At 67.8% G+C, this 503-nt stretch carries 1 pseudogene; it reads left to right on the top strand.

From position 1 onward, the window contains the following. Window positions 1–503, top strand: a pseudogene (locus SM447_RS30120) (MFS transporter); the annotation flags it as partial.

Consider the following 503-nt stretch of genomic DNA (forward strand, 5'->3'; position numbering starts at 1 on the left):
TCCCACTGGCGCTGCTGGCCATCGTGGTCTGCTACCACGTCATGCGGCTGGTGCCGTTCCAGCGCCGTGACCACGCCATCGACTGGCTCGGGGCGGGGCTGTTGGTGGCCGGGGTGAGCAGCCTGCTGCTGGCGCTGAGCTGGGGCGGCAACGAGTACGCGTGGGGCTCCGGTGTCATCATCGGGCTGTTCGCGGCCGGTGCGGTGCTCGCCGTGCTCTTCGTGCTCCAGGAGTCCCGCGTTGCGGAGCCGATCCTGCCCCTGCGCCTGTTCCGCAACCGCACCTTCTCGCTGGCGAACCTCAGCGGGTTCGTGCTCGGTCTGGTGATGTTCGGGTCGATCATCTTCATCCCGCTCTACCTCCAGATCGTCAAAGGCGCCTCGCCGACCAAGAGCGGCCTGCTCATGCTGCCCATGATGGCCGGCATCATCTTCACCTCGATCATCACCGGGCGGGCCATGAGCCGGATCGGCCGGTACAAGTGGTTCCCGGTGGCCGGCGCG

This window comes from Micromonospora aridisoli (assembly GCF_056150025.1).